This window comes from Piscibacillus salipiscarius (assembly GCF_042685285.1).
GTDB lineage: Bacteria > Bacillota > Bacilli > Bacillales > Alkalibacillaceae > Piscibacillus > Piscibacillus salipiscarius.
The window spans coordinates 24566-37112 of sequence record NZ_JBHUMZ010000046.1 but is presented as its reverse complement, the minus strand read 5'-3'; the positions used below and the strand labels follow the sequence as shown (position 1 = coordinate 37112).

General features: G+C 38.3%; 15 protein-coding genes. 11 read left to right on the top strand and 4 right to left on the bottom strand.

Annotation, left to right across the window (positions count from 1 at the left end):
• Window positions 1-161 precede the first annotated feature (161 nt).
• Window positions 162-947, bottom strand: a complete 786-nt coding sequence (locus ACFSW4_RS13035) for a histidinol-phosphatase HisJ family protein (RefSeq protein WP_377329794.1) — start codon at window positions 945-947, stop codon at window positions 162-164.
• Between the two features lie 134 nt (window positions 948-1081).
• Here ACFSW4_RS13035 and hisZ point away from each other — a divergent pair, with 134 nt between their 5' ends.
• From hisZ to ACFSW4_RS12985, 10 genes are all read left to right on the top strand, one after another.
• Window positions 1082-2308 carry an ATP phosphoribosyltransferase regulatory subunit gene (hisZ, locus tag ACFSW4_RS13030; RefSeq protein WP_377329792.1) on the top strand — a complete coding sequence of 409 codons (1227 nt, stop codon included), beginning with the start codon at window positions 1082-1084 and terminating at the stop codon, window positions 2306-2308.
• Window positions 2295-2933: an ATP phosphoribosyltransferase gene (gene hisG, locus ACFSW4_RS13025; protein ID WP_377329790.1), complete on the top strand. Its 639-nt coding sequence runs from the start codon at window positions 2295-2297 to the stop codon at window positions 2931-2933. The genes hisZ and hisG overlap by 14 nt, the downstream gene beginning before the upstream one ends.
• Window positions 2934-2938: 5 nt before the next feature.
• Window positions 2939-4222 carry a histidinol dehydrogenase gene (hisD, locus tag ACFSW4_RS13020; protein WP_054754823.1) on the top strand — a complete coding sequence of 428 codons (1284 nt, stop codon included), beginning with the start codon at window positions 2939-2941 and terminating at the stop codon, window positions 4220-4222.
• Between the two features lie 14 nt (window positions 4223-4236).
• Window positions 4237-4824, top strand: coding sequence for an imidazoleglycerol-phosphate dehydratase HisB (gene hisB / locus ACFSW4_RS13015; protein WP_054754822.1), 588 nt, complete (start codon window positions 4237-4239; stop codon window positions 4822-4824).
• Entirely contained in the window at window positions 4821-5456 is a 636-nt protein-coding gene (gene hisH / locus ACFSW4_RS13010; protein ID WP_377329787.1) for an imidazole glycerol phosphate synthase subunit HisH, read from the top strand. The genes hisB and hisH overlap by 4 nt, the downstream gene beginning before the upstream one ends.
• Window positions 5434-6141, top strand: coding sequence for a 1-(5-phosphoribosyl)-5-[(5-phosphoribosylamino)methylideneamino]imidazole-4-carboxamide isomerase (gene hisA / locus ACFSW4_RS13005; protein ID WP_054754821.1), 708 nt, complete (start codon window positions 5434-5436; stop codon window positions 6139-6141). Before hisH ends, hisA begins: the two co-directional genes overlap by 23 nt.
• The gene (gene hisF / locus ACFSW4_RS13000; protein WP_377329785.1) at window positions 6141-6896 is read left to right on the top strand and encodes an imidazole glycerol phosphate synthase subunit HisF; all 756 of its coding nucleotides are present in this window, start codon (window positions 6141-6143) and stop codon (window positions 6894-6896) included. The genes hisA and hisF overlap by 1 nt, the downstream gene beginning before the upstream one ends.
• Window positions 6897-6900: 4 nt before the next feature.
• Window positions 6901-7515: a bifunctional phosphoribosyl-AMP cyclohydrolase/phosphoribosyl-ATP diphosphatase HisIE gene (gene hisIE, locus ACFSW4_RS12995; protein WP_377329783.1), complete on the top strand. Its 615-nt coding sequence runs from the start codon at window positions 6901-6903 to the stop codon at window positions 7513-7515.
• A 2-nt stretch (window positions 7516-7517) separates the two neighbouring features.
• Window positions 7518-8582, top strand: coding sequence for a histidinol-phosphate transaminase (hisC, locus tag ACFSW4_RS12990; protein ID WP_377329781.1), 1065 nt, complete (start codon window positions 7518-7520; stop codon window positions 8580-8582).
• Window positions 8583-8669: 87 nt separating this feature from the next.
• Window positions 8670-8879 (top strand): hypothetical protein, encoded by a 210-nt coding sequence (locus ACFSW4_RS12985; protein WP_054754820.1) that lies wholly within the window; start codon window positions 8670-8672, stop codon window positions 8877-8879.
• A 62-nt stretch (window positions 8880-8941) separates the two neighbouring features.
• Here ACFSW4_RS12985 and ACFSW4_RS12980 read toward each other — a convergent pair whose 3' ends face one another.
• Genes ACFSW4_RS12980 through ACFSW4_RS12970 form a run of 3 tightly spaced genes read right to left on the bottom strand, consistent with a single transcriptional unit; the run spans window position 8942 to window position 11788 of the window.
• A complete protein-coding gene (locus ACFSW4_RS12980; protein WP_377329779.1) occupies window positions 8942-9280 on the bottom strand; it encodes a hypothetical protein in 339 nt (112 codons plus the stop codon).
• Window positions 9281-9322: 42 nt separating this feature from the next.
• Window positions 9323-11428 (bottom strand): heavy metal translocating P-type ATPase, encoded by a 2106-nt coding sequence (locus ACFSW4_RS12975; protein WP_377329777.1) that lies wholly within the window; start codon window positions 11426-11428, stop codon window positions 9323-9325.
• Between the two features lie 3 nt (window positions 11429-11431).
• Window positions 11432-11788, bottom strand: a complete 357-nt coding sequence (locus tag ACFSW4_RS12970) for an ArsR/SmtB family transcription factor (RefSeq protein ID WP_377329775.1) — start codon at window positions 11786-11788, stop codon at window positions 11432-11434.
• A gap of 126 nt (window positions 11789-11914) precedes the next feature.
• Here ACFSW4_RS12970 and ACFSW4_RS12965 point away from each other — a divergent pair, with 126 nt between their 5' ends.
• Window positions 11915-12460: a GNAT family N-acetyltransferase gene (locus ACFSW4_RS12965; protein WP_054754818.1), complete on the top strand. Its 546-nt coding sequence runs from the start codon at window positions 11915-11917 to the stop codon at window positions 12458-12460.
• Window positions 12461-12547: the final 87 nt, after the last annotated feature.

The following is a 12547-nucleotide window of genomic DNA, read 5'->3' as shown; positions in this document are numbered from 1 at the left end:
GGATAATTTTCAGATCGTTTTGGCAAGGTAAACACGCTCCTTAATAGTCTATTGTATTAAAAAAACTACTCAATCTCACGTGTCCACTTTTTATACTAACTCCAATTATTCGCCAGTTTCATCAATTTATTCCCCACTATAGATCATATATTCGCTACTTTTTATAGTTTATGAAATTCTGGCTTTCGTTCTTTAAACGTTGTGACATAATTAAAACCTATATCCTTGAGCAAGTCGTATGCTTCATCAATTCGGTCTCCAACACGTTCAGGTCTGTGCGCATCAGAGCCAACTGTGATGATTTCACCGCCCATTTGTTTGTATAATTCTAGTATATCTCGACTGGGTAAAAGGCGGTTCATATTATACTTGTAACCTGACGTGTTAATCTCAATCCCTTGTCCACGTGGAATGATCGTTCTAAAAATTTCCTCTATCACGTCGTGGAAGTGGTGAACGCCATCTTCAAATTTATAACGAGTCACTAAGTCGAGATGACCTAATATACTGAATGCCTCAAATTGCTTCACACAATCCAAAAGCTCCGTGTAATACTTGTCGTACGCCTCGTGTAATGTGCAATCCTTAAACAGATTCCCAGAATGCAAGTCCTTACCGTCAGTTGAATGCATGGAGAGAATAATAAAATCAAAATTTTGTTCCTTTGTTAATTCATTATATGGTTTAACTAAATGAGGCTGAATCCCAAGTTCAATACCTTTTCGAATATCTAGTTTTCCAGAAAATTGATCATGAACTGCCTTATGAGCCTTAGCATATTCATCTAAATTGACGTCAAACACAATGGATGGGTCTGGATAATCATAATCAATATGGTCTGTAAAACAGATAGACGTTAAGCCTTTTCTAACAGCTGCATCAGCCATCTTTTCCATAGGGGCATCACAATCTGCTGAAAAAGTAGAATGCATATGAAAATCGTGCATATCGATCTTCCTCTCTTTTAATCTTAAATCTTATTCTAATAGGTTGACAGACTGATGTACAGACATTAAAATAATAAACAATAACTTTAATCTGATAAAGTGATAAACAAATAGAGTGATAAAGGGAGTTAGTGATGAATTTCGGAAAACAATTACCACAAGGTGTCGCCGATTTATACTCCAATGATTACGAAAAAAAAGAATATGTTACCGATCAAATCAATCGAGTAACTAAATTACACGGGTTTAAGCCAATTCAAACGCCTACTTTTGAATACTACGACCTGTTTATGAATATGCCAGGAACAATGGATACAGATCAAATGATTAAGTTAATTGATCATGACGGAAAGATTCTTGTCTTGCGTCCAGATGCAACGATTCCGATTGCGCGAATGGTGGCGAATTCAAAAGATCCGGTTAAATTTGAAAAACTATCATATGTCACAAATATCTTTAGGATGCAAAATGGTGACTCAGATGTATTTTCAAGGTCTTTCACACAGTTAGGGGTAGAGTGCTTTGGCAATAAGGATTTGTATATCGATGTTGAGATGATTTCACTTGCAATCGAATCGTTAAAGGCTACAGGACTAAAATATCTTCAAATTGATTTAGGTCAGGCAAGCTTTTTCCAGTCACTGATGAAAGAGGTTGAATTACCAAACCAAGTTCAAAGGGAAATTCAGCAAAAACTAGAACAAAAAAATGAATTTGAACTTGAAGCGGTACTGACTAAAAACGGTGTTGATGATCGAGTTAAGCAAGTTCTTCTAAATTTAACTAACCTTTTTGGGGAACCTCGGGAGGTTTTTAATAGAGCTAAAGAACTTTCATTTAATCATGGCATGTTAGATTCTATAAAAGATTTAGAATGGGTAGTCGATCAGCTAGACAAACTTGGATTATCTAACTTTATTTCGGTTGATTTAGGACTCGTTAATCAATTGAACTATTACACGGGTATAATGTTCCAAGGATTCGTTGAAAACTTTGGACGTTCAGTTATTCAAGGCGGGCGGTATGATCATTTAACGGAAGAATTTGGTTTAAAAGTTGATGCAATCGGATTTGGCGTCTATATTGATCAATTAATAGATGTATTAACACAGCAAGGTGTTCAGCTTGAAAACGAGAACTTAAAGCTCTCAATTAATAGCGAGGATAAAACGAAATCATTCAATTTAGCACGCATTCTAAGAGAACAAGGGTGGATTGTCGATTTGTTTAGCAATCAAGACAGTTCGGTCATGGTTGATTTAGATCAAAAAGTTATCAAATATGGTACTGAAGAGCAAACATTCCATACACAAGAAGATTTAATAAGTAAGGTAGGTGAACGGCGCTATGGCGAAGGTTAAAATTGCTCTCACAAAAGGAAGGCTAGCGGATGAAAGTATAAACATTTTTAAAGAAGCTGGCATCCGTTTTTCTGCCTATGAAGAAGATAGCCGAAAGCTTATTTTACCAAGTGATTGCGAGCAATATGAAATTATATTAGTTAAAGCATTAGATGTGGCGACTTATGTTGAAAATGGAGCAGCCGATCTCGGCATAGCGGGAAAGGATACGTTACTTGAAGCAAATGCAAATGTGTTTGAACTCGTTGATTTAGGTTTCGGAACTTGTCAATTCGCCGTTGCAGGTAAGAAGGGCTTTGACTTAAATCAGGCTGTAAAACTATCTGTTGCAACAAAGTATCCAAGAGTGACAACGATGTTTTTTCAGGAAAAAGGAAGACAAATCGAAACAATTAAATTAAACGGTTCTGTTGAACTAGCGCCACTTGTTGGTCTTTCTGATGTCATTGTCGATATCGTTGAAACTGGGCGTACGTTAAAAGAGAACGGTCTTGATGTGTTAGAGCATATGTACCCGATCAGTGCTAGGTTAGTTGTTAATAAGGCAAGTTATAAAACAAAGAGTCAAGAACTTTTACCACTTGTCCAGAAAATTAAAGAGACCTTAACCGTTACGAAAGGGTGAGCAATATGCAAATCCAACAGATTACTTATAATGACCTTAACCAAATCGCAAGAGCACGAAAGCAAAGAGAAAGCCAAGATTTAACAGACATTGATGAAAAGGTTCAATCTATCGTAGATGACATTAAACTAAATGGCGAACCTGCAGTATTAAATTATATAAAAGAGCTTGATGGGGCAGAAGTTGACTCAATCATCGTGAGTGACGAAGAGATTCAAGCAGCATTAGAAACGGTTGATCCTAATTTTATTAAACTATTAGAAGAGGCAAAAGCCAATATTGAGAAGTACCATGCCCTTCAGAAAGAAAAATCGTGGTACCACCATGAAGCCTCAGGTGTTTGGTTAGGTCAACAGGTGACCCCTATAGAACGTGTAGGTATCTATGTGCCGGGTGGAAAGGCTGTATACCCTTCTACCGTTTTAATGAATGTAGTACCTGCAAAAGTAGCTGGAGCCAATGAGATCATCGTCACAACGCCGGTTGGAGCAGACGGAAAAGTTAACCCGTTAACCATTGCTGCGTCTAAGCTTGCTGGAGCGACTCAAATTCTAAAAGTCGGTGGTGCTCATGGGATTGCAACACTAGCATATGGAATCAAACATCTAAAACCTGTTTATAAAATTACTGGGCCAGGTAACGCTTTTGTCGCCCGCGCTAAAAAATATGTCTTTGGAGATGTTGGGATTGATATGATTGCTGGACCGAGTGAGGTGTGTGTCGTTGCTGATAAAACGGCAAATCCTACCTTGATTGCAGCCGACTTAATTGCACAAGCTGAGCACGATGAAATGGCTTCTGCAATCTTAGTCACAGATTCACACCAGGTTGCAACTAACGTTAAAGATGAGGTTAATAGACAAATGGAAGAAAGAACGCGAAAACATATATTGCAGCATTCACTATTTAATCAAGGTGCTATATATGTCGTCTCTGATCTCCAAGTTGGATTTGACCTAGTTAATGAACTTGCTCCAGAGCACTTAGAATTACTCGTTAGGAATCCATTTGAAAAATTAAGTAGTGTGAGAAATGCTGGAGCTATATTTTTAGGAGAATATTCACCAGAACCATTAGGAGATTATTGGGCTGGCCCTAACCATACGCTTCCAACCAATGGTACAGCGAAGTTTTCATCACCACTTGGCGTATATGATTTTATGAAAAAATCGAGTGTTATTCATTATGATCAAGATGCTCTACGTGAAGCGGCAAATAAGATTGAACGATTTGCTGACGAAGAGGGGCTAGATGGCCATGGAGCTTCCATACGTAAACGGTTTGAATAAGGAGAGGTGAAACGATGCGACAAGCAACGATTAAACGTGATACTACGGAAACAAAAATCGATTTAAGTTTAACCATTGATGATTCAATTCAAGCTGCCATTGACACTGGGGTTGGCTTCTTTAATCATATGTTGACGCTATTTGCGGCGCACGGACAGTTTGGGCTTAATGTGAAAGCGAGTGGCGATTTAAATGTTGATCAGCATCATACGGTTGAAGATGTCGGCATCGTTTTAGGTCAAGCATTAAAAGAAGCAATTGGAGATAAGAAAGGCATTAAACGCTATGCATCTGATTTCACACCAATGGATGAATCATTAAGTTTAGTATCAGTTGATGTCTCCAATCGTCCTTATTTAGTTTTTGATGTGAATGGTTTACCAGAGAAAGTCGGTAACTTTGATACAGAACTCGTTGAAGAATTTTTCCGTGCCTTCGTTAATCAAGCAGGAATTACGTTACACATTAAATTAATTCACGGCCAAAATAGTCACCACATCATAGAGTCAATTTTTAAAGGGTTTGGCAGGGTGTTAAATGATGCATTGATGATCGTAAATCCTGACGGAGAGGTACCATCAACGAAAGGGACGTTATCATGATTGCCATTATTGATTACGGCGCAGGTAACTTAAAAAATGTGAAGCACGCCCTTGACCTTTTAGAGCTAGATTCTTATATAACTGACAATCCAGATGATTTAGTTGAAGCTAAAGGAATGATTTTGCCAGGTGTTGGCGCGTTTGGTCACGCTATGAATGAGTTACGAGAAAAAGGGTTTGATCACAAAATAGTAGAGGAAGTGGCTTTGGGTAAACCACTGCTTGGGATATGTTTAGGAATGCAGTTGTTATTTGATCGAAGCTATGAGCACGGTGAGCACACTGGATTAGGGTTAATACCTGGTGAGATTGTTGAATTTAAACCAGATTTAAAAGTTCCTCATATGGGTTGGAACGAGCTTGAAATAGCTAATCATTACAGGAAACATCCTATGACTAGGAGTATTCAGGATAGGGATTATGTCTATTTTGTTCATTCTTTTTTCGCAAAGCCAAAAGAAGCAAAGGATATTCTGTTCTCCACTGATTATGGTCAAATGTTTACATCAGCAGTGATGAGAGAACAAATCATTGGCATGCAATTCCACCCAGAGAAGAGTTCTAAAGTCGGGATGCAGCTCTTAAAAAACTTCGGGGAGATGGTGACTCGTGAATATATTTCCAGCAATTGATATTAGAAATCAGCAAAGTGTTCGGCTATTACAAGGTGACTATGACCAAGAAACTCAGTACGGAAATCCGGTAGAAATGGCGAGGCGCTGGGTGAACGAAGGAGCCACATACTTACACATCGTAGATTTAGATGCAGCTAAAGGTAATCCTTCCAATAACTTAGAGGTCATCAAACAAATTGTTCAAGAAGTTGAGGTGCCGATCCAAGTTGGTGGTGGTATTCGAACTGATGCTAGAATCGTAGAACTACTCGAAATTGGAGTGAAACGTGTGATTCTAGGTACAGCTGCTGTGAAAGAGCCTGATTTCGTTAAACGTTCTGTGGAACACTTCGGTGAACAAGTAGTAGTGTCAGTGGATGCTAGAGACGGCTATGTGGCAACTGATGGCTGGACAGAGACATCCACTTTAAGAGCACTTGATTTCGTAAAAGAATTAGAGGGTGCAGGTGTTCAAACCATTGTTTATACAGATATCTCAAAGGACGGAATGCTACAAGGTCCTAATTTACAAGAATTAAATTATATGAATGACGCCACGTCCATAGATGTGATTGCCTCAGGTGGCGTCACAAGTATGGATGATATCCAAGCTTTAAGTGGAATGGGCATTTACGGGGCTATTATTGGAAAAGCGTTATATGAAGGAAGAATCGATTTGAAAGCTGTAATGGAGGAAGTTTAATGTTAGCTAAACGAATTATTCCTTGTTTAGATGTACGTGACGGCCGCGTCGTTAAAGGAACGCAATTCCAAAATATTCGAGATGTTGATGATCCAGTTGAGTTGGGTAAAAGATATAGCGAACTTGGTGTAGATGAGCTTGTGTTTTATGACATTACAGCTTCTTATGAAAAGCGGTCTATATTTCTAGACGTAGTTAAGCAAGTTGCAGAAGAGGTTCACATTCCATTTACAGTGGGAGGCGGAATTGCGACCACTGAGGATTTTCGTACCGTTCTAAATGCTGGTGCTGATAAAGTTTCTATTAACAGTGCAGCTGTGAAAAATCCTAACTTAATTAATGAAGCGGCAGGGTGGTTTGGCAACCAATGCGTAGTGCTATCGATTGATACGAAGTTGATTGATGGTAAATGGAGAGTGTTTGTCCAAGGAGGACGTAAAGATACAGGCTTAAGGCTTTTTGATTGGGCTAAAGAAGGCGTCGAGCGTGGTGCTGGAGAAATTGTGCTTAATGTCATGAATGCAGACGGTGTCAAAACAGGCTATAACGTAGAAGTTACGCGTCAGTTGGCACAAATTGTTAACGTCCCTGTTATTGCCTCGGGTGGAGCAGGGAAGAAAGAGCACTTTTGTGACGTTCTAAAGAAAGGCGCCGATGCGGCTCTAGCAGCTTCCGTTTTTCATTTTGGTGAAATTGAAATAAAAGAACTAAAGCAATATTTATCTAATGAAGGTTTACCAATAAGGTTAGGGTGATTTAATGGAATTTAAATTTAATGAAGAAGGATTAATCCCGGCGATTGTTCAAGATTATAAAACTGGCGAAGTGTTAATGCTTGCTTATATGAATGAAGAGGCTTTGCAAAAAACGAAAGAAACGAAGTCATCATGGTTTTATAGCCGAAGCAGGCAAGAACTTTGGAAAAAGGGTGCTACATCTGGAAACACTCAAACCGTCAAAAACATGAGCTATGACTGCGACCAAGATACGATTTTGCTTCAAGTTGAGCAAATAGGAGCTGCATGTCATACGGGAGAGCGAAGCTGTTTTTACCGTGACATCGATTTAGGAGAGGAGCCGGCGTTCAGTCGTGAAGTCGTGCATCATGTATACAAAGCGGTTAAAGATCGACGTGATAATCCTAAGGAAGGGTCTTATACGAACTATTTATTCGATGAAGGGATCGATAAGATTTTAAAGAAAGTCGGCGAGGAATCGAGTGAAGTCATTATTGGTGCGAAAAATAATGACAATGAAAATCTGGCTATGGAAATCGCGGATTTAACTTACCACATTCTTGTATTGTTAGCTGAAAAAGATTTACCTGTAGAACGTGTGAAAGAAGAGTTAACGAAGAGAATGAAAGGGGACTAAACATGAGTAAGTTCTGGAGCAGTACGGTTCGAAAAACGAAGCCATATGTACCTGGTGAGCAGCCAAATGAAACCAATGTAATAAAGCTGAATACTAATGAAAATCCCTATCCACCATCACCCAAAGCTTTGGAAGCGATGCAATTCGCAGTTAACGATGACTTAAGAAAATATCCGAGTCCGACTGTGGATTCGCTTAGGAAAGTCATTGCAAAAAGGGAAGACATAGAACCTGAAAATGTATTTGTCGGTAATGGCTCAGATGAAGTGTTGGCTTTTGCGTTTCAAGCGTTTTTTGAGCCGAATGAAGCCATTAAGTTTCCAGAGATCACGTATAGTTTCTATCCAGTTTATGCAAAGCTTTATGATATTCCCTATCAAACAGTTCCTTTAAAAGATGATTTTTCAATAGATGTAGAGGGTATGTGTGAGTCCATTGGTGGAGTCATATTTCCAAATCCCAATGCACCAACTGGGATCGCTTTAAACTTGAATGAGGTTGAGTCTATTATTAAGCGTAATCCAAATCAAGTCATAATCATCGATGAAGCTTATGTGGATTTTGGTGCTGATACGGCTGTTCCATTGACTAAAAAATATCCCAATGTTCTTATTACGCGCACGTTATCAAAGTCACATGCATTAGCTGGCATTCGTTTAGGTTATGCCATTGGAAGTTCAGAACTTATTGAAGGGCTTGAACGAATTAAAAACTCATTTAACTCTTACACGATCAATCGCATAACTTTGGCTGGTGCTGAAGCAGCAATGAAAGATGATATATATTATGATCAAACATTAAATCAAATCATTGAAACTCGAGAATGGACCAAGCAAGAGCTTGAACATTTAGAGTTTGAGGTGATTCCATCTCAAACAAATTTCTTGTTTGTTAAGCCAACTAAAATAACTGCAAAAGAGTTATATGAAACCTTGAAACAACAAGAGATATACATTCGTTTTTTTGAAAATCTAGAAGACTACTTAAGAATTTCAATCGGCAGTGAAGATGACATGAAAACATTTGTAAATGAAGTGACTAACATCATCAATTCAATCAAAGTTTAAAATTTGCCCTTCTTTAGAATCAACGTATATTTGTTAAGATACACTCGAATAATATGATTGATTAATAATTCCTAAGGTGGTTCTATTATGGATGATAAAGAAGAGCAGTACCAAGAAGATATTAATATAAAATTAGGTGGAATGGGTGTGTACGGTACAGCTTCCCACAAATTTGGTTCCCGAAAAACGAATAGGAGTGTTCAAGAGGTTGGAAAGTTAGATGAGTATGAAAAGGTTGAAGAAAATGACCTTGAAACAGATACTTCTAAAAAAGCCGGGGAAGAAAAAGAGTATTAAAAAAGATGAAACTAGCTATGTATGGCTAGTTTCATCTTTTTTTAAAAATAGCGTTAATTAATCTATTTATTAAGGAACTCGAATGAAGTATTAACAAGATATTCATTAATCGTTATTGAACCACTTTCATATAAGTGGACGGTTAAACTTTCTTGATTATTTTTAAAGATAATCTTCCCATCCGGTTCAAGGAGTGACATCTCGTAGGTAGTTTCTCGTGATTCTGTATTGATTTGATGAATGGCGTCATCAATTTCCTCTTGATCTTTGGTTTCGTATATGAGTTTTTCATCCATGTACACCTGCATAACCGAGTATTCTTCAGTGATTAATGGCTCTTTTGAACAACCAGAAATTATAATAGATAGGCTTAAGGTCATTAAAATCACGATTCTTTTCAAGTTGTACACCCCTTATGATTTAAACCTAGATATTGCTTACTTTTACTTTGGTTCCTTTTGATTCCTAATCAACCTCAAAGCATTCAGTGTCACAAGTAAGGTGGCTCCCATATCTGCTAAAATGGCAATCCAAAGTGTTAGCCACCCCGGAATGACGAGTAAGAGAGCTAATACTTTCAAACCTAAAGCAAACCCAATGTTCTGTTTGATAATGTTTAAGGTTCGCCTGCTTAGACGTACAGTAAAAGGAAGCTTATTTAAATCGTCTCCCATTAAGGCAATGTCAGCCGTTTCGAGTGCAGTGTCTGTACCGGCGCTTCCCATTGCGATTCCGACATCTGCTGTTGCTAAGGCTGGAGCATCATTGACTCCATCACCAACCATAGCGACTTTACCGTACTTTTGGCTAAGCTGTTTAATCTGGGTTTGTTTATCTTTAGGTAAAAGATTTGAAAGGTATTCTTTAATACCAACTTGCTCAGTGATCGATTGTGCTGTCCTGTCGTTATCACCTGTTAATAAAATCGAGTGTTTCATGCCTAATGTATGAATATCTTTAATCATCTGTTTGGACATGTCACGTACTGCATCTGCAATTGCAATAATCCCAATAACTGAGTTGTTTTCCTCGACTAAAATCACCGTGTTCCCATCTTCTTGAAGATTTGCGACTTCACTTTGAATGGATGAGCTTAATTCTCCAAACATACTAGGACTGCCAATCTGATAAGTGGTTTCGTTAATCGATCCTATAATACCTTTACCTGTTTGTGAATGAAACTCTTCAACGTCATAATGCTTGAGGTTAAATCGCTCAGCATAATGGACGACAGCTTTTGCTAATGGATGCTGCGATTTCTGTTCTAGGCTGCTTGCAATTGAAAATAATTCTTCATCACTTTTATTAGATAGATTTTGGTAATGTTGTACGACAGGTTCACCTTTTGTAATCGTGCCTGTTTTATCAAAAGCAATAGCATCAATATGTCCTAGGGATTCTAAGTATGCACCACCTTTTATTAAAACACCATTACGAGCAGCGCTTCCGATTGCTGTTACAATGGCTACTGGCGTTGAAACGACTAAGGCACAAGGACAACCAACGACTAATACAGCTAGCCCTTGGTATAACCAAGTTTCAAAGCCTGCCCCCAAAAACAGGGGCGGAATAATGGCTACACCTAAAGCAATTAACATAATGACTGGTGTATAGTATGCAGCAAAACGATCCACGAATTGTTGGGCAGGTGCTTTTTCATTTTGAGCTTCTTCTACTAAATGAATGATTTTAGCTAAAGTCGTGTCCTTAACTAATTTTGTCGTTCTAACTTCTAAATAACCTTCCTCATTAAGGGTTCCTGCAAAGACTTCATCATCCAGTCCTTTATAAACGGGTACGGACTCTCCTGTAATCGATGCTTGGTTAATGGATGATTCCCCTTTTGATACCACACCATCGACAGGAATTTTCTCGCCTGGCTTAACGATCACGATATCATCAACTCGTATGTCATCAACACTAATTTCTTGTATCTGACCGTCTCTTATAACGTTAGCGGTTTTGGGTGCGATGCCCATTAATGATTTGATTGAATTCCTCGCCTGATCCATGGAGTAGGACTCAAGAGCCTCGCTAATCGCAAACAAGATCACAACAGCAGCACCTTCAATCCATTCCCCGATTAATGCTGCCCCAATGACTGCAATCGTCATCAACGTCTTCATATCAAACCTTAGTTTAATTAAATTTTGAAAACCAGCTATAAAGAGGCGATGTCCACCTAAGACAATGGAAGCAATAAATGCCCCGATGGTGATAGGATGCTCTTCACCAAGTTGAAAGAAAAGCGCAATACCTAATGCTAATAAGACGAGTGAGCCAACAACATTGCCATTTTCTTTAACATAATCCCAAAAAGATTTTTGAGGTGTTTCTTCATATTCTTGGGTCACGGTTAAGTTTTCAAAAGATCCGGCTCGTTCAAGTTCATCAATAGACGCTGAACCTTCAACTGTAACTTTAGATGCACCAAAGTTAACGTTGGCATTTTTGACAGTTGAAATCTCTTTAACATTGTTTTCAAACGTCTTAGCACAATTAGCGCAAGACATGCCTTGAACGTAAAAGCTTTGTTCTTGTTCTCCCATAATCTATTCCTCCAGTTCCTCCTGGTGCTCGATTGCAACTTTTATCAAGTCACGAACGTGATGGTCATCGAGCGAATAATAAACGTTTTTACCACCTTTTCTTATCTTAGCTAAACCATATTTTTTTAGTGTGCGTAAATGATGGGAAGCACTCGCAACAGAAGTGTCGGTGATAGCAGCCACATCACAAACGCATAATTCTTCTTGAATAGTTAGAGCGTGTGCTATTTTTACTCGTGTTTCGTCACTTAATACTTTGAAAAGCTGACTAACTGACTTAATCGGCACTTGATTAAGTGATGTATAAACATGCTGCAGTTCTTCTTCAGTTACATCAGACGTACAATTTGGAAGTTTCATTAAAACAGACCTCTTTCATTCAAATGTTCGTTTGAATATATTATATTCAAATGGTGGTTTGAATGTCAATCGATTGAATGACTTATTGTATTCAAGTAAAATTTGATTAAAGAAAGAGGTGGCAACATGATACGTAAAGGACGGAGCGAGGATTTAGATCGAATACAGACATTAGTCAATCGGGCTAAACAACTAATGACTCAAGAAGGCAATGACCAGTGGGATGAGACGTATCCAACAAGGAAGCATTACGAGGATGATTTACATAATGGACAATTATATGTGTACGAAAATGGTGGAATCGTACTAGGTGCGGCATGCATCAGTGGTGAAGGGCATCATGAATATGACGAAATCGCTTGGAACATCTCACAAAAACCTTATCTATGTATGAAGCGACTGGCTGTAGATCCAGAGGCTCGACTGCGCGGGATTGGGTTAGCTTTTTATCAATATGCGGATCAGTTGGCGTTACAACGAGGTGTCCCGTCTTTAAGAACTGATACGAATGGTTCAAATCAAGCAGCATTACGTTTGTTTGAGAAAGCAGGCTATTCGTACGTAACGTCAGAATCGCATGGTCATTATAAAGAGCCATTTGTTTATTATGAAAAGAATGTAAAGACTGAATTAAGTCAGCAAGGAATTAACAAAGTGACTGATAAATTTTAAAAACTAACCGATATTTTTGAAAAAACGACTGATATATCTGAAAAACTGATTGATAATTTTCGAAAACTGAACGATAAAACTGAAAAA